Genomic DNA, 21,661 nt, shown 5'->3' with positions numbered 1-21,661 from the left:
CTACCGGAGCTTCGGGTCGAGCGCGTCACGCAGGCCGTCGCCGACGAAGGCGAAGCCGAGCACGGTGACGACGACGAACAGGCTGGGGAAGTACCACAGGTAGTCATTGACGCCGATGAAGCCCTGTCCGGCCGCCAGCATGTTGCCCCACTCGGGGACGTCGACGGGGACACCGGCTCCGAGGAAGGAGAGCGCTGCCACACCGACGATCGTGGTGCCGACGTTGAAGGTCGCGTAGACCAGAACGGCGGTCAGCGAGTTCGGAAGGATGTGCGTGCGGACGACCCGCCAGCCGCCGGCGCCGAGCGCCTTGGCCGCGTGGACGTAGTCCATCTCGCGCACCGACAGGATCGAGCTGCGCAGGAGCCTGGACACGGTGGCCCAGGAGAAGATGGCCAGCGAGATGACCACCGGGGTGATGCCGCGCCCGGTGACCAGGATGATGACGACGGCACCGATCATGAGCGGGAACGCGAGGAACACGTCCGCGACGCGCATGACCAGGGTGTCGGCGAAGCCGGCGAAGTAACCGGCGATGGCGCCGAGGGCGACACCGATCAGCACCGCGAAGAAGATCGAGGCGAGGCCGACGAACATGGCGACGCGGGTACCGGCTATGAGGCGCGAGAACATGTCGCGGCCCAGGGCGTCGGTGCCCATCCAGTGCGTGCCGTTGGGCGAGGCGAGCGTGTTCTCCAGGTCCTGGGCGCCCGGGTCGAACGGGGCGAGCATGTCGCCGAAGATCGCCGTCAGGAACAGCAGGGAGATGATCACGAGACCGACGACGGCCAGCTTGTTCTGGACGTAGCGGTGACGGATCTCGCCCCACTGGCTCAGTTGCTTGGGTGCGGGTTCGGCGGCGGCCGAAGCGGACGACACGGGGTTCTCGTCCCCGATCGCCGGGCTCGTTGCGAGCTCAGACATGAGGAAATCCTCCTTGGGGGCGGTCAGCTGAGGCGGATACGCGGGTCGAGGGCCGCGTACAGCAGGTCCACGATGAGGCTGAGGACGACGAAGATCGCGACGCTGTAGGTCACGACACCGATGACGATCGGGTTGTTCTGCTGCTGAATCGCCTGAACCAGTGCCAGACCGACACCGTCCCAGTTGAAGATCGCCTCAGTGATGAGCGCACCACCGAGGAGTCCGCCGAACGAAATACCCAGGTACGTGACCACGGGAATGGACGAGTTGCGCAGCACGTGCTTGAACAGCACGCGGCGGCGCGGAAGTCCCTTGGCCACGGCCGTCTTCACGTAGTCCGCGCGCAGCACCTCGAGCATCGTGCCGCGGGTGAGGCGGGCGACGAAGGCGATGTCGGTGACGGCGAGGGTGATCGCGGGAAGGACCATGCCTTCGAGCTTGTCTCCGCCGAGCTGCGGGAACCACTGCAGTTCCACGGCGAAGTACTTCATGAGCAGCATGCCGATCACGAAGGTTGGGAAGCCGACGGCCATCGTCGTAAAAAATGTCGTGGCCATGTCGAGAATGCTGTATCTGTAGAGCGCGGCGATGATGCCCACGCCCATACCGAACACCGTGACGAGGCAGATGGCCAGGAGGGCCAGCTTCGCCGTGTTCTGAAGCTTGGGGGCGAGGATCTCGGAAACCTCGCGGCGCTGCACGAAGTCCTCGCCGAGGTCGCCGGTGGCAACCTTCGCGACGTAATTCACGTACTGCTCGGGCAGCGACTTGTCGAGCCCGTAACGCGCCTTGAGTTCCGCGACCACTGCGGGGTCACGTGCCTTGTCGCTGCCCGCGATCGAACCCACGGGATCGCCGGGGAGTACGAACAGACACGCGAACAGAACCATGGTCGCGCCTATGAGGACTATGACCATCTGCCCGAGGCGACGGGCGACGTACCTTCCCATGTTTTGCCTCTCTACCTGGCCGCTTCTGGGAGCAGCGGCCTCCAGCCCAAGGAACGGGCCGGCTCTCGGCGTGCGGGGATTGCCCGCGGATGTGAGGGGTGCCGAAGTGAAAACGGCCTGCCGAGCGGGGCCGCGGCCCACCGGTCACCCGGGGGCCGCGGCACGTTCGCTCCTGACGGATATACCGTCCGAACCGATTACTTCTTGATCGAGATCTTCTCGAGGATCGGGTCCTCGTTGAAGTTGATGTCGTCCAGACCGTTGAACTTGTCGGTCGCCATCAGGCGGAACTGGGAGCGGTTGAAGGTCGGGATGAGCGCCATGTCGTCCATGGCCATCTTCTCGGCCTGCTTGTACATCGCCGTACGCGCGGCCTCGTCCTTGGTGGCGCGGGCCGTGTCGATCAGCTTGTCGAACTCGGGGTTGTTGTAGCGGACGCGGTTGTCACCGACCACGTTGCCCTCGGCGTCCTTGTTCATCGAGGTCGAGTGCAGCAGCGGGAACAGGAAGTTCTCCGGGGTCGGGTAGTCCGCACCCCACGCGAAGCGGTAGATGCCGGTCGCGCCGGAACCCTGCTGCTCCTTGAGCATGCCCGGGAAGTCCTTGCCGTCCAGCTTGACCTTGACGCCGAGAACGTCCTCGAGCTGCTTCGCGATGGCCTGGACCCACTCTTCGTGGCCCGCACCGGTGTTGAAGCTGAACTTGATCTCGGTACCCGGCTTCAGGCCGCCCTTCTCGGCGTGCTCCTTGGCCTTGGCGACGTCCTGCTTGACGCAGGAGACGCAGAGGTCCTTCTGGTACGCCTTCGGGAACGCCGGCGGAACGATGGTGGTCGACGGGGTCTGGTAGCCCTGGAAGACACCCTTGGCGATGGCCTGACGGTCGATCGCGTAGGAGATCGCCAGACGGGCGTCCTTGTTGTTCGTCGGACCGTTGTCACCGATCGGCAGAACGAAGTTCATGCCGTTCGTGTCCTTGGCGAACCACTTGTTCTGCGGCTTGTACTTCGCCTCGGCCGTCTTGAGCATCGGCGTCGGGATGTGCGCGTAGTCGAAGGTGCCGGCCTGGAAGCCGTCGTACTCGAGCTGCTGCGCGGTCTTGTCGTTGAGGAGCGTGACCTGGACCTTCTCGAGGGAGGCCTTGGTCAGCGAGTAGTCGTCGTTGCGGACGAGGTTGATCGCCTTGTTGTGCTCCCAGGTGCCGTCCATCTTGAACGGACCGTTACCGACGGGGGCCTCGCCGAACGCCTTGTCCTCTTCGCCGACCTTGGCCGACTTCGGAACCGGGCTGTAGGCGTTGTGCGCCGTCTTCAGGACGAACTCGCAGTCCGCCTTGGACAGGTCCACCTTGATGGTGTTCGCGTCCGGGGTGGTGACACCGGAGAAGGTCTTGGCCGAGCCGTCCTGCAGCTGCTCGTAGCCCTTGATGCCGGCGAAGTGGTACGCCACGTCGGACGCGGCGGCCTTGTGCGCGGCACGGGCCCAACCACGGGCGAACGCCTCGGCGTCCACGACCTCGCCGTTGGAGAACTTGGTGTCCGGCTTCACCTTGAAGGTCCAGGAGGTGCAACCCTCGTCCGAGCTCGCCGACTCGGCGAGCGCGGGCTCGGCCAGGCCGTCCGGCGTGTTCGAGTACAGGCCGGTGAACAGGGCGTTGGCCAGCAGGATGCCCGTGGACTCGTGGGCACGCCCCGGGTCGATGGTGTCCGGCTCGGTGCTGCCCATCCGGAACGTACCGCCATTGGCGGCACTGCCCTTGTCCTTGCTGTCACCGTCACCGCCGCCACAGGCGGTAGCGGCCAGGGCGACGACAACCGCGCCCACGACCCACTTGGCGCTCTTGGCACCGCGCATGGGTTTCCTCCTCATGAGTCCACTGATCGACTTGAGGGGCAAAAAAACCTCGCCGACACCCCTGACGGCGAGCATTTCCGTGCCCATAGTGTGCTCGTGAGTCGGCGCGATCCCCACATCGCGTGACCCATTGACCCGAGCTCAATGGAGCCATCCTCAGGGACTGTCAGGCCGTAAACCACACTTAAGTGGTCTCGTTTTCACAACATCGATCCGCGTCAGAAACCCGAAATCCGGACAAACGGATAGGAGACAGACACGTGCGAAACGGACGGTTAGCTCATCTTCCGGAGTGTCACGGTCGGTATGCGGACACCTGAACGCAAAAATCCGCTTGACAGAAGCGAACAGCCCCTCCCTTCACGGACTCCGTGAAGGGAGGGGCTGCTGCACTACCAGGCCCTGTGGCCAGCGGCGATCGCCGTGGTCGCCGCCCGAGCAAACCCGGGCGAACGGCCGTACGACTACTGCTACTTGCCGGACTTGGCGCGCGACGCGGTGCGCGAGCGGTCCTTCTGGTCCAGCACGACCTTGCGGATGCGGACGGCCTCCGGGGTCACCTCGACGCACTCGTCGTCGCGGCAGAACTCCAGGGACTGCTCCAGGGAGAGCTTGCGGGGCGGAATCACGTTCTCCGTGTTGTCCGCGGAAGCCGCACGCATGTTGGTGAGCTTCTTCTCCTTGGTGATGTTCACGTCCATGTCGTCGGAGCGCGAGTTCTCGCCGACGATCATGCCCTCGTACACCTCGGTGCCGGGGTCGGTGAACAGGACGCCGCGCTCCTGCAGGTTGATCATCGCGAACGGCGTGACCGAGCCGGCGCGGTCGGCGACCAGCGAACCGTTGTTACGGGTCACCAGCGGGCCGAACCACGGCTCGTGGCCCTCGTGGATCGAGTGGGCGATGCCGGTGCCGCGCGTACCGGTCAGGAACTCGGTACGGAAGCCGATGAGGCCGCGCGACGGGACGACGAACTCCATGCGGACCCAGCCGGAGCCGTGGTTCGACATGTTGTCCATGCGGCCCTTGCGGACGCCCATGAGCTGCGTGACCGCACCCATGTGCTCCTCGGGGACGTCGATCGTCATGCGCTCGACCGGCTCGTGGACCTTGCCGTCGACCTCCTGCGTGACGACCTGCGGCTTGCCGATGGTCAGCTCGAAGCCCTCGCGGCGCATCTGCTCGACCAGGATGGCGAGCGCGAGCTCACCGCGGCCCTGGACCTCCCAGGCGTCCGGGCGCTCGGTGTCGAGGACGCGGAGCGAGACGTTGCCGACCAGCTCGCGGTCCAGACGGTCCTTGACCTGGCGGGCGGTGACCTTGCGGTCCTTGACCGCGGACTTGGCGTCCGCGCCCTTGCCGCTGCCGCCGCGGCCGACCATCGGGGAGGTGTTCGTACCGATGGTCATGGAGATCGCCGGCTCGTCGACCGAGATCAGCGGGAGCGCGATCGGGTTCTCCGGGTCGGCCAGGGTCTCGCCGATCATGATCTCGGGGAAACCGGCGACCGCGCAGATGTCACCCGGGCCCGCCACCTCGGCCGGCTTGCGGGTGAGCGCCTCGGTCATCATCAGCTCGGTGATGCGGACGTTGGAGACGGAGCCGTCACGCTTGATCCACGCGACGGTCTGGCCCTTGCGCAGCTCGCCCTGCTCGACGCGAACGAGCGCGATGCGGCCGAGGAAGTTGTCGGCGTCCAGGTTGGTGACGTGGGCCTGGAGGGGGGCCTCCTCGTCGTACACCGGGGCCGGGACGTGCTCCAGGATGGTGGAGAAGAACGGCTCCAGGTTGGTGCTGTCCGCCGGGACGGTGCCGTCCTCGGGCTTGGTCAGCGAGGCGACGCCGTCACGGCCGCAGGCGTAGACGATCGGGAACTCGATCTGGTCCTCGTCCGCGTCCAGGTCGAGGAAGAGGTCGTACGTCTCGTTGACGACCTCGTCGATCCGGGAGTCCGGACGGTCGGTCTTGTTGATGCAGAGGATGACCGGCATCTTCGCCTGCAGGGCCTTGCGCAGGACGAAGCGGGTCTGGGGCAGCGGACCCTCGGAGGCGTCCACCAGCAGAACGACGGCGTCCACCATCGACAGACCGCGCTCGACCTCACCACCGAAGTCGGCGTGGCCGGGGGTGTCGATGATGTTGATCGTGATCGGGGCCCCGCCGTCCTTGGGGTGATACTTCACCGCCGTGTTCTTGGCGAGGATCGTGATGCCCTTCTCACGCTCCAGGTCGTTCGAGTCCATCATGCGGTCGTCGAGGTGCTGGTGGGCGGCGAAGGCACCGGCCTGCTTGAGCATGGCATCGACGATGGTCGTCTTGCCATGGTCGACGTGGGCGACGATGGCGACGTTACGGATGTCGTGGCGCGTGGGCACTTCGGCGCTTCTCCCGGGATCGTGGATGGCGTCGCGTACGGCCTGGCACGCGCGCCTCGGCCGGGCGAAAACCTGCCACGGCCTTACCCCATGGTACGTCGCGTGGCGGGAACCGCCTGCCGGGGGGTCTGTCAAGAGGCCGGACGAATGAGCGCTGCCGAGTGCTGCGTGGGGTGCCCCGGCCGCCCATGCTGCCGGTATTCATGCGGGTCAACGGCCGGGTCAATGGGTATGGCACGACCTTGCCCGCCGGAGATCCGGCGGGCAAGGGACTTGAGTCACATCTGAGCTTGCCACCCCCGGGTCAACCTGACAGGCACCCCTTTGTCATCACTTCTTCGCCCACGCTACTTCTTCTTGTCCTTGGCGGTCGGCGGCTTCTTCCAGCCGATGTCCTGGTAGCGGGGGGTGCCGAGGCCGAAGGCGCCGGCGTTGGCCAGGCCCGGCTTGACGGCCACCAGCTCCGGGCGCTGGAAGAGGGGGATGGAGCCGGCGGCGGCCCAGATCCGGGCGTCCGCCTTGCGGATCAGCTCGCGGGACTGGTCCTCGTCCAGCTCGCCGACCGCCTGGTCGAAGAGCTGGTCGATGTGGTCGGTGCCGACCCGTGTGTAGTTCTGTTCGACGAGGAGCGAGCCGTCCGCGGCCGGCTCCGGCTTGGCGAAGATGGGCCGGGCGTCGGTCGCGGGGTAGGCGGTCGCGGGCCAGGAGTAGAGGGCCAGGTCGTACTGGCCCGAGGCGACGTGGTCCTTGAAGAAGCTGTCGTCGGCCACCTTGGTCGTCTCGGTGTTCACGCCGAGCTTGCGCAGCATCTGGGCGATCCGCTCGCCGACCGCGCGCAGGGACTCCGAGCCGGGGCCGGCCGGGAGGACGAAGCGCAGGGTGAGCGCCTTGCCGTCCTTGGCGAGCATGGCGCCGGAGGTGCGGGTGGCCTGCTTGGCCGGGGCCGGGGAGGCCTTGGCGGGATCCGCCGCGTCGCCGTCGCGGGCCGCGCTGCGCTTGCCGTCGTCGACGGCCGCCGCCCGGGCGGCCTGGGCGAGGAGGGACGCCTCCTGCTGGGCTCCGAAGGGGGCGGGGGCCAGCACCGGGGAGGTCCGGTCCTGCGCGCCTCCCGGGGCCGCGGCGAGGGGGCGCTCGCCGCGGGCGGCCGGACGGGCCTGCGGGGGCTGCCCTGCGGCCGAGCGCAGGTCGCCGTTGGCCTCGTCGTCCTGGCCGACGATGTAGAGCCCGTCGTTTCCGGTGCCCGGGCCCGACGGGGTCTTCCCGTCGTCCTGCGGCTCGCTCTCCGGGCCGGCCTTGGCTCCCGTCGGCTCGGTGATCTTGCCGCCCCGGCGCCAGCCCGCGTCCGCGAGGAGGGCCTGGGCCGCCTGGGTGTCCTGGCCGCCGAGGGCGTCGCTGTTGTCGGCGTACGCCCGCTGCCCGGCGAGCGCCACGTGGCTGCCGACCGGCTGCGCCGGCAGGCCGAGCGGCTTGAGCACGAGCTCGGCCAGCGCCTTGCGGTCCAGGGCCCGGGCGATCGCCCGGCGCACCCGTTCGTCCGCCAGCGGGCCCGAGGCCCCGTTCATCGCGAGCTGGGTGTAGGCGGGCTCCAGGGACTTGCGGACGGTGAAGTTCCGCAGGGCCGTCTGCTCGTCGGCGTACCGTTTCACCGCCGCGACGTGCTTGTCGCGGCTCTCCTTCTCCGCCATGGCCTTGTCCTCGTCCGCCCCGTAGGCGACGGCCCACGACAGCGTGGCCTGCGCCGGGGTCAGCGCGGCTCCCGGGCCGTGCGCCGGGGCGCCGCCCGAGCCCGCGCCGCCCTTGCCGGCAGCGCCCTTGGCGGCGTCCCGGCGGGCCAGGGCGATCCGGTCGGCCCCGCTCCGGTCGATCTCGGCCAGATCGAGCTTCCCGGCGGCCAGCGCCGCCGGACGCTCGGCCCGCGGCACCGCCGTCAGGACCAGCGTGTCCAGCTTGGCCTGCCGGCCCCACCAGCGCGGATTGCGGGTGAGGGCCGCGGTGCCGGCCTTCTTGTCGATCGCGCCGAGGGCGAAGGGTCCGGCGGTGACCTTCAGAGCGCCGCGGGCGCCCTCGTTGAAGGCGTCGGGGGTGCCGGTGACCTGCTTCGGGTAGAGCGGGCTGAACAGGGAGCGCCAGTCGGCGTACGGCTTGGCGAAGGTGACCCTGACCTCCAGGTCGGTCTTGCCCTTCTCGATCTTCTCGATCCGCTCGTATCCGGCGTTGCGCGCCGTCCAGTACGCCGAGTCCTTGCCGTTCAGGGCCCGCCACTGCGCCACGAAATCGGGGGCGCCGATCTCGCGTCCGTCGCTCCACACCGCCTGCTGGTTCAGCTTGTAAAGGACGACCTGCTTGGGCTCCCGCTCGACGACCTCGGCCTTCTCCAGGTAGTCGGGATTGGCCACGGGCCGGCCCTTGGCGTCCAGCACGAACAGCTGCGGCAGCACGGCCCCCGCGATACGGGTGGTGGTGGCGTCCGCGTCGGCCTGGAAGGTGTTCAGGGTGTCCGGCAGGGTGTCCACGGCCCAGCGCAGCACACCCCCGTCCGCGACCTTCTCGCGGGCGGTCGTGGCGATGTCCTGTCCTGCGGCGACGGGGCCGCCCTCGTCTTCACCCGCGCCGCAGCCCGTGAGGAGCGGCAGTGCGAGGACTCCCGAGGTCAGGAGCGCCAAGGACCTGCGCCTGCGCTGGGACATGGGTGGTACCTCCGGGGCGGGGCGTGGGGGAAGCATGATCACGTTCGGCGGTATATGGAGCTGATCACACCGGTTGCCGGATCCCACTGAAATCGACGGTCCGCCGCACCCTTCGCAGCCGCCTCTCGCCACGCCGCGAACCCCACCCGTGCGGACCAATCCGGCTTGCGCGCCGAAGGGGCGTTCCCCCGGGAGAGGGATGAGAATGGGAGGCAGGGAGGGGCGCACAGTTCACGCCTGCGCGCCCGCAATCGCTGCACGTCCCTTCACAACGGGGGACGGGAAGCGCGACACTCGCAGGCGCACATGAGCGTTGCCACCGCACCATGGCGGAAGTGAGGGCAAATCATGTCCCTGCAAGACGATCTGAATGCCGTACGGCGAAACCTCGACGAGCTCACGCGCAAGGTCGAGCGGCTGGAGCAGCAGGCCGGGCGGCAGAAGCGCGGGAGCTCGACGCCGGCGTCCCCGCCGGAGCCGTCCCGGATGGTGACGGTCCCGGACACCCCGTACGACAGCTCGCTGTGGACCGACTCGGACGACGAGGGCCTCGGCGCCCGCGACCGCCGCGCGCCCTGACCGGCGTACGCGACCCCACAGACATCCCGTACACCCCATCCGGCCCGGCCGCTCGCGGCCGGGCCCCCTGGGGCCACCCCTCATCACTCCTCCCGGAGTCCCCTTTGGCCACAGGAACACAACCACCCCGGCAGCGGCCCGGCGGCGTCCACGACGCCTCCCGGGCCGCGATCTCTGCCCGGCACCTGCGGACCGACCGGTGGTGGCTTTCCCCCGCCGTCACCGCGGCCGGGCTGCTCGCCTTCATCGTCTACTCGACCTGGCGGGCCTTCGCGAACGCCGACTACTACGCGGCCCCGTACGTCTCCCCCTTCTACTCCCCGTGCCTCGCGGAGAACTGCGTCCCGATGAAGGGCGGTCCCAACTGGGAGATCTTCGGCAGCTGGTGGGTCCTCTCCCCCGCCCTGCTGATCCTGATCTTCCCGCTCGGGTTCCGGCTGACCTGCTACTACTACCGCAAGGCCTACTACCGGGGCTTCTGGGCCTCGCCGCCCGCCTGCGCCGTCGCCGAACCGCACACGAAGTACACCGGCGAGACCCGCTTCCCGCTGATCCTCCAGAACATCCACCGGTACTTCTTCTACGCGGCGGTCCCGGTCGCGGGCATCCTCACGTACGACACCGTGCTGACCTTCCGCGACGAGCACTACGAGTGGGGCCACATGGGCCTCGGGACCCTGCTGTTCCTGGTCAACATCACGCTGATCTGGGCCTACACGCTGTCCTGCCACTCCTGCCGCCACATCATGGGCGGCCGGCTCAAGCACTTCTCGAAGCACCCGGTCCGCTACCGGCTCTGGGGCTGGATCAGCCGGCTCAACACCCGTCACATGCAGCTGGCGTGGGCCTCCCTGATCAGCGTGGCCCTGTGCGACTTCTACGTGTACCTGCTGGCCAGCGGCGCCTTCACCGACCCGAGGATCTTCTGAGATGGCTCAAGTGGAACGGCAGCAGTGGGACGTGGTCGTGGTCGGCGCGGGCGGCGCCGGGCTGCGCGCCGCGATCGAGGCCCGCGAGCGCGGCGCCCGTACGGCCGTGATCTGCAAGTCCCTCTTCGGCAAGGCCCACACGGTGATGGCCGAGGGCGGGATCGCCGCCTCCATGGGCAACGTCAACGAGGGCGACAACTGGCAGGTGCACTTCCGCGACACCATGCGCGGGGGCAAGTTCCTCAATCAGTGGCGGATGGCCGAGCTGCACGCGAAGGAGGCCCCGGACCGGGTCTGGGAGCTGGAGACGTGGGGCGCGCTCTTCGACCGGACGCCCGACGGGAAGATCTCCCAGCGCAACTTCGGCGGCCACGAGTACCCGCGCCTCGCGCACGTCGGCGACCGCACCGGCCTGGAGCTGATCCGCACCCTCCAGCAGAAGATCGTCGCGCTCCAGCAGGAGGACTTCAAGGAGTACGGGGACTACGAGGCCCGGCTCAAGGTCTTCCAGGAGTGCACCGTCACCAGGGTCCTCAAGGACGGGCAGAGGGTCTCGGGGACCTTCTGCTACGAACGCGAGTCCGGCCGCTTCTTCGTCCTGGAGGCCCCCGCCGTGGTGCTGGCCACGGGCGGGATCGGCAAGTCCTTCAAGACCACCTCCAACTCCTGGGAGTACACGGGCGACGGCCACGCGCTGGCCCTGCTCGCGGGTGCGCCCCTGCTCAACATGGAGTTCGTGCAGTTCCACCCGACCGGCATGGTCTGGCCCCCGTCGGTGAAGGGCATCCTCGTCACCGAGTCGGTGCGCGGTGACGGCGGGGTGCTGCGCAACTCCGAGGGCAAGCGGTTCATGTTCGACTACGTCCCCGACGTCTTCAAGGAGAAGTACGCCGAGTCGGAGGCGGAGGGCGACCGCTGGTACGAGGACCCGGACCACAACCGGCGCCCGCCCGAACTGCTGCCGCGCGACGAGGTGGCGCGGGCCATCAACTCCGAGGTGAAGGCCGGCCGCGGCTCCCCGCACGGCGGGGTCTTCCTCGACGTGTCCACCCGGATGCCCGCCGAGAAGATCAAGCGGCGGCTCCCGTCGATGTACCACCAGTTCAAGGAGCTGGCGGACGTGGACATCACCGCGGAGCCGATGGAGGTGGGCCCGACCTGCCACTACGTGATGGGCGGGATCGCCGTCGACTCCGAGACCGCGGCCACCGTCGGGGTGCCGGGGCTGTTCGCCGCGGGCGAGGTCGCGGGCGGGATGCACGGCTCGAACCGGCTCGGCGGGAACTCCCTGTCCGACCTGCTCGTCTTCGGCCGCCGGGCCGGACTGCACGCGGCGGAGCACGCCGCGGCCACCGGCGAGCGCCCGGCGGTCTCCCAGGCGGAGATCGACGGGGCGGCCGCGGAGGCGCTGGCCCCGTTCCACGCCGCCGAGGGCGCGGAGAACCCGTACACCCTCCACCAGGAGCTCCAGACGACCATGAACGACCTCGTCGGCATCATCCGGCGCGAGGGCGAGATGGCCGAGGCGCTGGAGAAGCTCGCGATCCTGCGCGTACGGGCCTCCCGGGCCGGGGTCGAGGGGCACCGGCAGTTCAACCCGGGCTGGCACCTGGCCCTGGACCTGCGGAACATGCTGCTGGTCAGCGAGTGCGTGGCGCGCGCGGCCCTGGAGCGCACCGAGAGCCGGGGCGGGCACACCCGCGAGGACTTCCCGTCGATGGAACGCAGCTGGCGCCCGGTGAACCTGCTGTGCCGCCCGGTGACCGTCGATGAGGGAAAGCCGGCGCCGGCGGATCCCGCGGCAGACCGGATCGCCCTGGTGCGGACCCGCACCGATCCCATCCGTCCCGACCTGCTCGCGCTCTTCGAGAAGGAAGAGCTGGTCAAGTACCTCGCCGAAGAGGAGCTGTACGAATGAGTACGTACGACGCGAGCTTCCGGGTCTGGCGGGGCGACGCGGAGGGCGGGGAACTGCGGGCCTTCACCGTCGAGGTGCACGACGGGGAGGTAGTCCTGGACATCGTCCACCGGCTCCAGGCCACCCAGGCCTCGGACCTCGCGGTGCGCTGGAACTGCAAGGCGGGCAAGTGCGGCTCGTGCAGCGCGGAGGTCAACGGCCGGCCGCGGCTGCTGTGCATGACGCGGATGTCCACCTTCGAGCGGTCCGAGACGATCACGGTCACCCCGCTGCGCGCCTTCCCGGTCGTCCGCGACCTGGTGACGGACGTGTCCTTCAACTACCAGAAGGCGCGGGAGGTCCCGGCCTTCGTGCCGCCGGAGGGGGTGGCCCCGGGCGCGTACCGGATGCAGCAGATCGACGTGGAGCGCTCGCAGGAGTTCCGCAAGTGCATCGAGTGCTTCCTGTGCCAGGACACCTGCCACGTGGTGCGCGACCACGAGGAGAACAAGGGCGTCTTCGCCGGTCCGCGCTTCCTGATGCGGGTCGCGGAGCTGGACATGCACCCCCTGGACGCGGCGGGCGAGGCGGGCCTGGACCGCAAACGCACCGCGCAGGAGGAGCACGGGCTCGGCTACTGCAACATCACCAAGTGCTGCACGGAGGTCTGCCCCGAGGGCATCAAGATCACCGACAACGCGCTGATCCCGCTGAAGGAGCGGGCGGTGGACCGCAAGTACGACCCGCTGGTGTGGCTGGGCAGCAGGATCAGGCGGCGCTCCGACACGCCGTAGTCCGTGCACGGTGGACCGATAGACGAAGACTGCCCGGACACCCCATGAGGGGCGTCCGGGCAGAAAGATGCTCAGCGACTGTCGTGCGCGGTGGCACGGTCGGTCTCCGGCCTGAAACAGTCCGGGGCGACTGCTCTTCCTCGCACCGGCCGGAGTGTCTACCAGCCGTCGGTCCCGCCGGTTGTGTCGTTGGCGACGCGCTCTTGCATCCGGTGCGTGAGCCGCTCGGACGCCTCGGACAGCCACTCAGCTGTCTCAGCGTTGAGCCGGCGCCGCTCCGAGCGCAGCAACCGCGCCAACGGCCTGCACGAGCAGTGCATGAACCACCACTCCCCGGGCACGACCATCCACCGGTCCCGCAGACGCCGGATCACCGGGGCGCTCCCGGGGCACACCGGGGACACCGGCACGGCGGCCATACGGCGGTGAGTACCGGCGAGACGGGCTCAGCGCCGTGGATCACCCGCGTTCGCCCCCAGGACCGGCCGCCGTCCCGCGAAACACGCAGCGTCAGCACGGCATGCGGCTCCTGCTGCCCGCTTTTCAGCGCGGTCATCGCTTCACACCCGCCCGGCGCCACGAGACACCCGCGTACTCGTGGAAGTGGGACCCGTCGTGGCCGTCCTTGAGAGTGCAGTTCCGAGCCGGGTTGCCGGGCGCCGGCTCCCAGCACAGCCCCAGCCCAACGGGCTTTCCCTCCGCCACGGGCACCTGCCATGCGGTACGGTCTGCGGCGCTCACCGGCAACAACGGTTCGAAGAGACGGACGATACAGTTCATGAGTCAGCCTGCTCTTTCAGGTTGGCCACGCCCCGGGACCGTTCGCGCGGTCGCCGGGGTCTTGTGGGCGGTCGCCCATCCATCAAGGGAACCGCAGCGCTTGATTCCTTGGAACGGCCTGCCCACGGGCCAATCAGGGGGCCAGAATGGGGGCCAGAACGGAGGCATCCATGGCGGCGGAGACCATTGGCCACCTACTCAAGCGACTTCGTGACGAGCACGGTTGGACACAGCAGCAGGTAGCTGACGAATACTGTCGAGTGTCCAGCACGATGGCGAAGGATGCCCGGGAAGTTGGCCGCTGGGAGCGGAGTACGCGCGTACCGACCCCGGAGACACGAAGGAATCTCGCGGTGGTGTTCGGCGTGCCCGCAGGGGTATTCGACCGCGCGGCGGCAGTAGCCCGCGAGGCGCGGCAGGAAGGGCCTGTGGAGGGAAGCGCACCGGCCCATGAGGAGCTGATCGGCATGGACCGCCGAACGTTCGTCGGCGCCGTTGCAGCCGCGTCGTTCTCCACGGCAATGGCCACTCCCCGATACGTCGACCCAGCGCTGATCCCCTACTTCCAGCAACAGTTGGAAGGGCACTACCGCGCTGACATGATGCTCGGCTCACGCGCGCTCACGGGTACGGTCACGGCGCAGTGCGATCTCATCGGCCAACTCGTCGACACGGCGGACGGCCCCACGCGGCAGCAAATGGCCCATGTCGGCGTCTCTTACGCGGCGTTCGCCGCTTGGCTCTACCTCGACGCCGGCGACCCAACAACGGCCCTGCGTTGGCACGACGTCGCTCAGGAGTTGGCGCACCGCTCCCGCGACCGGGAAGCAGTCGCCTGCGCGCTGGTGGACCGCGCCATGGCGCGCACCGATCAGGCGATGGGCAGAGCGGTGGTCGACCTCTGCGAGGGCGCGCTGATGGACGCCCCGCGTCTCTCGCCGGAAGTCCAGGCATTCGCCCTCCAGCAGCAGGCACACGGCGTATCGCTTCTTGGCGGCCGCCGCCAGGTGGACGAACTGCTCGACAAGGCCGGGCGCCTGGTCGATGCCGTTGACGTCGAAGTGTGGGGCACGGCTTGCCTGCGTACGCCGCACTACGTGGAGGTGCAGCGCGCCACCTGCTACGGCCGTCTCGGCCTGGCCCGTGAGGCTGACCGTCTGTGGCAGGAGATCATCCCCTCGGCTCCGCCGACGGCACGGCGGGATATCGCTGTGTGGGCTGGCCGACAAGCAGTAGCCGCCGCTTCGCTGCGAGAGCCCGAGCGCGCCGTAGAGCTGGCGCGGCGCGCGGCCGGGATCGTGGTGGAGACGGGTTCGGAACGAGCCCGGCGGGAGCTGGGGGCCGTAGAGACGGCCATGGCACCGTGGCAAGCTGAACCGATCGGCCAGGACCTGGCGGAGGTGCTGGCGCCCATCGGCAAGGGGGTTTGACCGTGACTGAGGCTCTGTCAACGGAACAGATCGAGGAACGCATCAGAGACCTGCCCAGCTGGACGACGGACGGCCGAAAGATCGAGCGCTCATACTCGATCCCGCACATCCAGGGCGCGGCGTTCGTCGTCCACATCGCGGCCATTCAGGACGACCTCGGGCACCATTCGGACTCAACGCTCGGCTACAAGACCGTGCATGTCTCGATCAGCTCAAGCGACCTCGGCGGGTACGTCGCCGAGCATGACATCGAGCTGGCCCGGCGCATCGAGGCAGCCGCACCGGCGCACGGCGCAATCTGATCCGGATTGCGCCCCGAACAGCCCCGGCACGGACACCACGCCGGGGCTGGCGCCGTTCAGGTGTGGCTCGCACCCTCAGGAACCGACCGTGGAAAGACCAAGCAGCCGACCCCGCCCCGTACCGCACCGCACCAAGGGCGGCGCCTCCCAGGTACCGCGGCGGGTCACGGTGATCACTCCGGGTGCGGAGCCGGAAAGCCGCCCATAATCTCCCAAATGTGATTCCGCCGAGAAGCAGACCGAGAAGCGGGCCCCGAAGCAGGATCTTCGTACGGGCCGGGCTCGCCCTCGCCGCCGCGCTGCTGGCGCTCGGCGGGTGGGGTGTCGCCCAGGCTCCGCCCGCGCGGGCCGAGGACCCCGTCACCCTGTCCCGGCAGGGCCAGATCACCGACCGGGTCGGGGCCCTGGGGAACCGGCAGGCGGCCGTCGCCGCCGCGCTCGACGAGCTCTACGCCGACCGGAGGATCCAGCTCTTCGTGGCGTACGTGGACGACTTCTCCGGGCGCTCCGCCCAGAGCTGGGCCGACGCCACCGCGCAGAAGAACGGGCTCGGCCAGGACGACCTCCTGCTGGCCGTGGCGACGGGGGCCCGCCAGTACGCCTATTCGGCCGACGTCGACTCCGGGTTCACCGAGCAGCAGCTGGCGACCGTCGCGCAGACGGCCATCGAGCCGGCCCTGAAGCAGAACGACTGGGCGGGCGCCGCGATCGGCGCGGCGAACGGGTACGACGCGGTGCTCGCCGGACAGCCCGTGCCCGTGCCCACCATCACCCCCGGCCCGGCCGATCCCGGTGGCGGGTCGAGCGGCGAGAACGGCGCCGGGGACTTCGTGCTGCCGGTGGTCGCGGTCGGCGCGGCCGGGGCGCTCGGGGCGTACGCGTACACCCGCCGCAAGCGGAAGGCGGCCTCCGGCGGCGGTCGCGGTACGACCACCGGGCCGGGCTGGCCCGAAGGCGCGCCGGACCGGCTTCCGCTGCCGGAACTGGACGGCAGGGCCAGGACCCTGCTGGTGGAGACCGACGACGCCGTCCGCACCAGCACGGAGGAACTCGGTTTCGCCTCGGCGCAGTTCGGCGAGGAGGCGGTCGGCACCTTCACCGAGGCCGTGGGGTACGCCAAGGGCGAGCTGACCCACGCGTTCCGGCTGCGCCAGCAGTTGGACGACGCCTACCCGGAGGACGACGCGACCCGGCGCCGGATGCTGGACGAGATCGTCGCCCGCTGCACCGAGGCGAACCGGCGGCTCGACGCCGAGTCGGCGGACTTCGACCGGCTGCGGGACCTGGAGAAGAACGCGCCGCAGGCGCTGGCGGCCGTGGAGGAGCGCTATCTGGAACTGACCGGGCGCGCCACCACCGCCGAGGCGACCTTGACCGCGCTGACCCGTCGGTACGCGGACTCCGCTGCCGCGCCCGTCGCCTCCAACCCCGAACAGGCCAAGGACCGGCTGCTGTTCACGGCGACCAACCTGGGCCTGGCCCACGCGGCCCTCGCCACCGGGGAGAACGGTACGGCGGCCGTGCACGTACGGGCCGCCGAGGGAGCCGTGGACCAGGCGGCGACCCTGGTGGACGCGGTCGAGCGGCGGGCACAGGAGCTGGCGGAGGCGGCCGGGAAGCTGACGGGCGCGCTGAACGAGACGGAGACCGACCTCGCGGACGCCCGCGGGCTGCTGACGGGCACCACGGAGGGCACTTCCACGGCGGACCTGCGCGGGCGGATCGGCCGGGCGGAGGCCGTACTGGCCGGCGTACGGCAGGAGGAGGCGTCCGGCCGGTACGACCCGATCGACACCCTGCGCCGGATCGAGGAGGCCGACGCGGCCCTCGACGAAGCCCTCTCCGGGGTGCGGGAGCGGGAGTCGGGCCGGCAGCGGGCGGCGGCCCTGCTCGACCAGGCCATGCTCTCCGCACGCAGCGCGATCGGCGCGGCGACGGACTACGTCACCACCAGCCGGGGCGCGGTCGGCAGCCAGGCCCGCACCCGGCTGGCGGAGGCCGGCCGGCACCTGGAACGGGCGGGATCCCTGGCGGAGGCCGATCCGTCGGGCGCGCTGGCGGAGGCCCAGCGGGCGGACGCGATGGCACGGCAGGCTCAGCAGCTGGCCGAGCAGGACGTACGGGCGTACCAGGACCCGTACGCGGGCCGGCGCGGCGGCCAGAGCGGCGCCGCGCTCGGCGGGATCATCCTCGGCGAGATCCTGCGGGGCGGCGGTTTCGGCCGCGGCGGGGGCGGGGGCTTCGGCGGCGGTTTCGGCGGTGGTGGCGGCCCCGGCTCCTTCGGCGGCGGCGGAACCCGCGGACGCATGGGCGGCGGCGGCCGCTTCTGAACGTGCAACGGACAAGCCCATCCCTCACCAGGAGAGACGAGTCATGAGCAAGCAGACCATCCTCGGCCGCGTCACCCAGCTCGCCAAGGCCAACATCAACGCGCTGCTGGACCAGGCGGAGGACCCGCAGAAGATGCTGGACCAGCTGATCCGCGACTACACGAACAACATCTCGGAGGCGGAGCAGGCCGTCGCGACGACGATCGGCAACCTCCGGATGCTGGAGGCGGACCACAAGGAGGACGTGGAGGCGGCCTCCGAGTGGGGCGTCAAGGCCCTCGCGGCGAGCAGGAAGGGGGACGAGCTGCGGGCGTCGGGGGCGACGGCGGAAGCCGACCGGTTCGACGACCTCGCGAAGGTGGCGCTGGGCCGGCAGATGCAGTCGGAGAAGGAGGCGAGGACGGCGGAACCGACGATCGCCGCCCAGACGGAGGTCGTCGACAAGCTCAAGTCGGGTCTGGACTCGATGAAGAGCAAGCTGGCCGAGCTCCAGTCCAAGCGGGACGAGCTGGTGGCCCGGGCCAAGACCGCTCAGGCGCAGAACACGATGCTGGACGCGGTGAAGAACATCGACGTCCTGGACCCGACGAGCGACCTGAACCGTTTCGAGGAGAAGGTCCGGCGCGAGGAGGCTCTGGCGATGGGCAGGCAGGAGCTGGCGGCCTCCTCGCTGGACGCCCAGTTCGAGTACCTGGAGGACCTCGGGAAGTCCTCGGAGATCGAGGCCAGGCTCGCCGCCCTCAAGCAGGGGCGCGCCGCCTGACCGTCGCCCCGGGGAAACCAGTCGCGGAGTTACGGAACGCTACAGTCCGTTATGGGGGTCCGGCCGGTGCTGCGATCCAACCCCGGGCGGGAGGCGCAGCGCTGTCGAGGTATTAGGATCACCCGGTCATTGCAATTGCAGAGTGTTACGGGGGCTCGGGTGAGCATGACGTCCTTCGACGCGGAGTGGGCGGGGCTCAAACAAGGACCGGCATCCGACGCGCAGATGCGGCTGGCGTGCGCTGCGCCGGACGGAGGTGGCGGCGGGTCCGGCGGTGAGGACCTCAAGTCCGACATGGCGGTCTGGAAGAAGGGCAGCCAGGACGTCGGCGAGCTGGTGACGGCGATCAAGAAGGCCCTCACCGGGTTCGAGACCGGCCAGAAGGGCTCCGCCGTCACCGGCGTGGAGAGCGCCGCCGCGCAGGGCGAGCTGTACCAGTCGTGGAAGACGTACCTCGACGGTCTGGTGGGCAAGTGCACGACGCTGCAGGGCCCGATGATCTCAGCGGGCAAGGGCCAGGTCTCCAACGACGAGACCCTGCGCGGTGACTTCGCCCGCATGACCGATGCGTACAAGGACACGCCCGCCACCGGCGGCAACGACGGGGGCCGGTGAGCGCGGGCATGGACTACGCAACCCTGAAGGCGCTCAAGCCGACGGAGTTCACGGAGGCCGCCGACGGCTACCAGTCGGTCAGCGCCATGGCCGACCACGCCTACGGCAGCGCCGAAGGCCAGATCACCGCCCGGCTGCGCGCCGGCCTCAGCGGGAAGGCCGTGGACGAAGCCCTGGTGCAGTTGCGGGGCCTGGCTCAGAACTTCCACTACACACAGGTCGAATGCGGTCTCGCCACGACCTCCCTCAACGCGCTCGCCGCCTCCTTCACCGAGGCGAAGCGGAAGCTGGACGCGGCGGTGAGTGACGCCGAGGCCCAGAAGTTCTCCGTCAGCGCCGACGGTTCGGTGAGTTTCCCGCCGGGCGGGACGGAGAAGGACGGCAAGCTGCCCGAGGGCGGCACGGTCAGCGGCAACGCCAAGGGCAAGCCGTCGGGGAACGTCATCGACCCCACCAAGGACGCCAACGACCTCTCCGCCGCCCTGGAACGCCAGGCGGCGAACATTCACCCCAACCCGAACTTCGGCAAGGCGGTGGAGATAGCCAACCGGATCGCGCAGGCCGTCGCCGAGGCCACCGAGGCCGACACCCAGTGGGCCCCCCGCCTGCGCAAGCTCAAGGCGGACGACGACCTCAAGGTCTCCGAGTCCGACTGGGCCGACGTCCAGGGCGACTCCGCCGCGGTCAGCAGCGGCGCCAAGGACTACCTCGCCCACATCAAGCCCCCGCCGCCCAAGGGCAGCGACCCGCAGCTGAACGCCGAGTGGTGGAAGGGCCTGTCGGAGGAGGAGAGGGAGGCCTACATCACCCTTCAGCCGGCGAGCGTCGGAGCACTGAACGGGCTCCCTGCGGACGTCCGCGACAGTGCCAACCGTACGGTCCTCGCGGAGACGCACGGCGCCTACAAGACGGAGCTGAACGCGATCCCCAAGGAACCGGAGCCCAAGTACCACTACGTCCAGCGCGGGCGCGCGTGGATGCGCGAAGAGACCGACGACTGGAACGCCTGGAACGACAAGCACGGGGACCGGAGGGACCATCTGAAGGACCGCCTGTTCGGCATGGAGACCATCCAGAAGCGCTTCGACGCCACCGGCGAGCGGGGACTGCCCGAGGCGTACCTGCTCGGGTTCGACGCCGAGGCGAACAACGACGGACGCGTGATCCTGGCCAACGGGAACCCGGACACCGCGGACCACACGGCCATCTTCGTGCCCGGCACGAAGACGACGCTGGGGAGCATCGAGGACGAGGCCGCGAAGAGCGACGCCCTGTGGCGCGAGAGCTCGGCGATGGCGCCCGGGCAGAAGGTGTCGACCATCACCTGGTTCGACTACGACGCCCCGAACACCATCCTCACCGAGGCCCCCCACGACAAGTGGGCCGAGCAGGGGGCGCCGACCCTGCGGCAGTTCCTCGACGGCAACCAGGCGGCCCATCAGGCGGCCACCGGCGACACCGCGCACACGACGCTCATCGGCCACAGCTACGGATCCACGCTGATCGGCGACACGGCGAAGTACCGCAGTGAGTACGCCGACAGCTGGGCCGATCCCATGCCCGTCCACGACGTGGTCGCGGTCGGCAGCCCCGGTATGCAGGCGGACCGCGCGGGGGACCTGGGCTTCCAGCCGAGGCACGTGTGGGCCATGGAAGGCGGGGGCGACGACAACGGGGTCACGCTTGGCGGCAGGGTCAGCGGTCTCGGCGACTGGGGGGTCATTCCCACGGACGAACGGTTCGGTGCCAACAAGATGCACAGCGATTCTCCGGGCCACGGGAACTTCTGGGACGAGAACGACGGTAAGCCGTCTGTCAGCCTCACGAACCAGGCGGCCGTGATAGCCGGCCGGTATGGCAGGGTCGAACTGGACAGGGAGGCTCCCTGATGGACCGCAGAAACAGGCGTAACGCCACGGCACTGGCGCTCCTGGGCGCCCTGACCCTCGCATCGGGATGCACTCTCATGGACGACGAATCCTCCTCCAAGCGCACGTACGACCCGCAGCCGCGCACCCGTCCAGAGGTGGAAAAGGAAGTCGGCGACCTGTCGAGCAGGGCCCTCGACATGACGCAGGTCAAGGGCAAGGTGACGGAGGGGGGCCCGGCGACCTATCCCTGCGGCACGAGCGAGGAGAAGAAGAGCGGCCTCCGTTTTGTCCGGCACGCCTGGTCCGTCTACGGCGTGGACCACGACACCCTCGACAAGGGCATGAAGAATCTCGCCGCGCAGCTGCCGGAGAACGGCTGGAAGGTCGTGAAGAACGGCCCGAACCCCAACACGGAGGCCAAGACGCCCGAGGTCTTCGCCGTCCACGAGGCGACCCACACCCAGCTCGAGGCCCGGTGGATGGACAGCTCCGACGGAGGCGAGAACCTGATCAACTTCGCCGTGTCCTCCCGGTGCTTCAAGGACACCGACCCGAAGTGAGCGCAGGCCCCCGGACCCTACG

General features: G+C 69.4%; 17 protein-coding genes. 12 read left to right on the top strand and 5 right to left on the bottom strand.

Annotated elements, in window-relative coordinates:
• From OG332_RS28560 to OG332_RS28540, 5 genes are all read right to left on the bottom strand, one after another.
• Nucleotides 1–924, bottom strand: coding sequence for an ABC transporter permease (locus tag OG332_RS28560; RefSeq protein WP_327416147.1), 924 nt, complete (start codon nt 922–924; stop codon nt 1–3).
• Nucleotides 925–947: 23 nt separating this feature from the next.
• The gene (locus OG332_RS28555) at nt 948–1,814 is read right to left on the bottom strand and encodes an ABC transporter permease (protein WP_442816215.1); all 867 of its coding nucleotides are present in this window, start codon (nt 1,812–1,814) and stop codon (nt 948–950) included.
• A 257-nt stretch (nt 1,815–2,071) separates the two neighbouring features.
• Nucleotides 2,072–3,727 (bottom strand): peptide ABC transporter substrate-binding protein, encoded by a 1,656-nt coding sequence (locus OG332_RS28550; protein WP_327416145.1) that lies wholly within the window; start codon nt 3,725–3,727, stop codon nt 2,072–2,074.
• 470 nt (nt 3,728–4,197) lie between these two features.
• The gene (gene typA, locus OG332_RS28545) at nt 4,198–6,102 is read right to left on the bottom strand and encodes a translational GTPase TypA (protein WP_327416144.1); all 1,905 of its coding nucleotides are present in this window, start codon (nt 6,100–6,102) and stop codon (nt 4,198–4,200) included.
• Nucleotides 6,103–6,449: 347 nt separating this feature from the next.
• Nucleotides 6,450–8,789 (bottom strand): ABC transporter family substrate-binding protein, encoded by a 2,340-nt coding sequence (locus tag OG332_RS28540; RefSeq protein WP_327416143.1) that lies wholly within the window; start codon nt 8,787–8,789, stop codon nt 6,450–6,452.
• Nucleotides 8,790–9,137: 348 nt separating this feature from the next.
• Here OG332_RS28540 and OG332_RS28535 point away from each other — a divergent pair, with 348 nt between their 5' ends.
• From OG332_RS28535 to OG332_RS28480, 12 genes are all read left to right on the top strand, one after another.
• Nucleotides 9,138–9,368, top strand: a complete 231-nt coding sequence (locus OG332_RS28535) for a hypothetical protein (RefSeq protein WP_327416142.1) — start codon at nt 9,138–9,140, stop codon at nt 9,366–9,368.
• Between the two features lie 104 nt (nt 9,369–9,472).
• The gene (locus OG332_RS28530) at nt 9,473–10,297 is read left to right on the top strand and encodes a hypothetical protein (protein WP_327416141.1); all 825 of its coding nucleotides are present in this window, start codon (nt 9,473–9,475) and stop codon (nt 10,295–10,297) included.
• 1 nt (nt 10,298) lies between these two features.
• Complete coding sequence (locus OG332_RS28525; protein ID WP_327416140.1) at nt 10,299–12,215, top strand: fumarate reductase/succinate dehydrogenase flavoprotein subunit; 1,917 nt, start codon at nt 10,299–10,301, stop codon at nt 12,213–12,215.
• Entirely contained in the window at nt 12,212–12,988 is a 777-nt protein-coding gene (locus tag OG332_RS28520) for a succinate dehydrogenase/fumarate reductase iron-sulfur subunit (protein ID WP_327416139.1), read from the top strand. Before OG332_RS28525 ends, OG332_RS28520 begins: the two co-directional genes overlap by 4 nt.
• Before the next feature lie 216 nt (nt 12,989–13,204).
• Nucleotides 13,205–13,417, top strand: a complete 213-nt coding sequence (locus tag OG332_RS28515) for a hypothetical protein (protein WP_327416138.1) — start codon at nt 13,205–13,207, stop codon at nt 13,415–13,417.
• Between the two features lie 521 nt (nt 13,418–13,938).
• Nucleotides 13,939–15,198 carry a helix-turn-helix transcriptional regulator gene (locus OG332_RS28510; RefSeq protein ID WP_327416137.1) on the top strand — a complete coding sequence of 420 codons (1,260 nt, stop codon included), beginning with the start codon at nt 13,939–13,941 and terminating at the stop codon, nt 15,196–15,198.
• A 2-nt stretch (nt 15,199–15,200) separates the two neighbouring features.
• On the top strand, nt 15,201–15,500 hold the full coding sequence (locus OG332_RS28505) for a 4a-hydroxytetrahydrobiopterin dehydratase (protein WP_327416136.1): 300 nt from the start codon (nt 15,201–15,203) through the stop codon (nt 15,498–15,500).
• 263 nt (nt 15,501–15,763) lie between these two features.
• Complete coding sequence (locus OG332_RS28500) at nt 15,764–17,830, top strand: TPM domain-containing protein (protein WP_442816379.1); 2,067 nt, start codon at nt 15,764–15,766, stop codon at nt 17,828–17,830.
• A gap of 43 nt (nt 17,831–17,873) precedes the next feature.
• Entirely contained in the window at nt 17,874–18,593 is a 720-nt protein-coding gene (locus tag OG332_RS28495; RefSeq protein WP_327416135.1) for a PspA/IM30 family protein, read from the top strand.
• A 159-nt stretch (nt 18,594–18,752) separates the two neighbouring features.
• Nucleotides 18,753–19,208, top strand: a complete 456-nt coding sequence (locus OG332_RS28490; RefSeq protein ID WP_327416134.1) for a hypothetical protein — start codon at nt 18,753–18,755, stop codon at nt 19,206–19,208.
• 8 nt (nt 19,209–19,216) lie between these two features.
• On the top strand, nt 19,217–21,097 hold the full coding sequence (locus tag OG332_RS28485) for an alpha/beta hydrolase (RefSeq protein ID WP_327416133.1): 1,881 nt from the start codon (nt 19,217–19,219) through the stop codon (nt 21,095–21,097).
• On the top strand, nt 21,097–21,639 hold the full coding sequence (locus OG332_RS28480; RefSeq protein ID WP_327416132.1) for a hypothetical protein: 543 nt from the start codon (nt 21,097–21,099) through the stop codon (nt 21,637–21,639). Before OG332_RS28485 ends, OG332_RS28480 begins: the two co-directional genes overlap by 1 nt.
• The last annotated feature ends 22 nt before the right edge of the window (nt 21,640–21,661 follow it).

It is taken from the genome of Streptomyces sp. NBC_01233, from assembly GCF_035989305.1.
In the GTDB taxonomy this organism is placed as follows: domain Bacteria; phylum Actinomycetota; class Actinomycetes; order Streptomycetales; family Streptomycetaceae; genus Streptomyces.
This window is presented reverse-complemented; position numbering and strand designations above follow the sequence as displayed.

Excerpts from the sequence above, each read along its gene's own strand:
- OG332_RS28540 (WP_327416143.1), bottom strand. The coding sequence starts at position 8,789 with ATGTCCCAGCGCAGGCGCAGGTCCTTGGCGCTCCTGACCTCGGGAGTC.
- OG332_RS28485 (WP_327416133.1), top strand. The coding sequence starts at position 19,217 with ATGGACTACGCAACCCTGAAGGCGCTCAAGCCGACGGAGTTCACGGAG.
- OG332_RS28480 (WP_327416132.1), top strand. The coding sequence starts at position 21,097 with ATGGACCGCAGAAACAGGCGTAACGCCACGGCACTGGCGCTCCTGGGC.
- OG332_RS28510 (WP_327416137.1), top strand. The coding sequence starts at position 13,939 with ATGGCGGCGGAGACCATTGGCCACCTACTCAAGCGACTTCGTGACGAG.
- OG332_RS28555 (WP_442816215.1), bottom strand. The coding sequence starts at position 1,814 with ATGGTTCTGTTCGCGTGTCTGTTCGTACTCCCCGGCGATCCCGTGGGT.
- OG332_RS28495 (WP_327416135.1), top strand. The coding sequence starts at position 17,874 with ATGAGCAAGCAGACCATCCTCGGCCGCGTCACCCAGCTCGCCAAGGCC.
- OG332_RS28520 (WP_327416139.1), top strand. The coding sequence starts at position 12,212 with ATGAGTACGTACGACGCGAGCTTCCGGGTCTGGCGGGGCGACGCGGAG.
- OG332_RS28550 (WP_327416145.1), bottom strand. The coding sequence starts at position 3,727 with ATGCGCGGTGCCAAGAGCGCCAAGTGGGTCGTGGGCGCGGTTGTCGTC.
- OG332_RS28560 (WP_327416147.1), bottom strand. The coding sequence starts at position 924 with ATGTCTGAGCTCGCAACGAGCCCGGCGATCGGGGACGAGAACCCCGTG.
- OG332_RS28525 (WP_327416140.1), top strand. The coding sequence starts at position 10,299 with ATGGCTCAAGTGGAACGGCAGCAGTGGGACGTGGTCGTGGTCGGCGCG.
- OG332_RS28535 (WP_327416142.1), top strand. The coding sequence starts at position 9,138 with ATGTCCCTGCAAGACGATCTGAATGCCGTACGGCGAAACCTCGACGAG.